This is a genomic window from Acetoanaerobium pronyense (assembly GCF_017874355.1).
Lineage (GTDB): Bacteria > Bacillota > Clostridia > Peptostreptococcales > Filifactoraceae > Acetoanaerobium > Acetoanaerobium pronyense.
Map to the genome: position 1 here is coordinate 1 of NZ_JAGGLI010000083.1, position 1,112 is coordinate 1,112.

At 33.0% G+C, this 1,112-nt stretch carries 1 protein-coding gene; it reads right to left on the reverse strand.

All coding sequences use genetic code 11. From position 1 onward, the window contains the following. The coding region (locus J2Z35_RS14635; RefSeq protein WP_245330939.1) for a helicase C-terminal domain-containing protein at positions 1 to 1,112 on the reverse strand (1,112 nt) is incomplete at both ends.

Sequence of the window (1,112 nt, forward strand, 5' to 3'; positions counted from 1 at the left end):
ACTCCGTCATTATCTAAGTCTTTTTCCTTTGTGATTTCTTCATTTTCAAGGTCTTGACTAGGAGCATTGTTTTCCATATCTAAGATTGCATTAAGCTCTGCTAATCTTGATTCTTTTTCTTTAAGAGTATCTTCATATTTGAAAGGTTTATCTATTTCTTGTTTTGCATTTTCAATTTGAGTGAAGGTATCATCTAGGTCAGCCTTTGTTTTATCCTTTCGTTCAATCATTCTATTAAGTGCATTATCAAGTCTAGTTATATTTCCTATGGGATCTGCTCCAAGTGTAGTAGGGTAGGAAAGCTCATTTTTAAGCACTAGATGGTATTCTCTAGTTAGCATATCAAAGTTTGTTAGAAGTTCAAAATTCCCATATAAACCTATTTTAGTAGGTTCAGTAGTTCCTTTTCTGGATAATTCTTTAATTTTTTCTCCTGCACTTTCTTTATCTGTATAAACCTTTCCATCAAGTATTATCTCAAATATTCCACTTTCCTTATTCTTTATATGGCTTTCATATGAAGACAAGTCTTTATCATACTTAATTAGTTCATCTTGAAGTCTAGTTATTTTTTGAGGGTAGACTTTTACAAGCATATCCTCAAGTCTAAACTTTTGACTAAGGTGATTAGCTTTAAGCATTTTAAGTTTAGCTACGTCAACATCAAGGGTCATTTTCTCTTTTATTTCTGGATTGCCTGCGGCAAGTGCTTTAATTTCTGCATAAGACAACGTAGCTTCATCAATATCTTCAGCTACTCTAACTGGAGTTTTATTAGTCATTATCTGGGATATAAAGCGTTGTTTGTTTTCTACAAGCTGGTAGATATATGCATCAAAGGTTTTTTCTGTAACATATCTAAATATATTTACTTCTTCATTTTTATTACCAGGCCTTATTATTCTTCCAGCTCTTTGTTCTAAGTCCGAAGGACGATAGGGAACATCTAAATCATGAATAGCTATTAATTTATCCTGGACATTTGTTCCAGCTCCCATCTTTGGAGTAGAGCCAAGGAGCACCCTAACTTCACCAGAGCGAACCTTTGAAAATAGTTCATCTTTAGCTTTATCAGTGTTTGCATCATGTATAAATGATATTTCTTTTTCAGG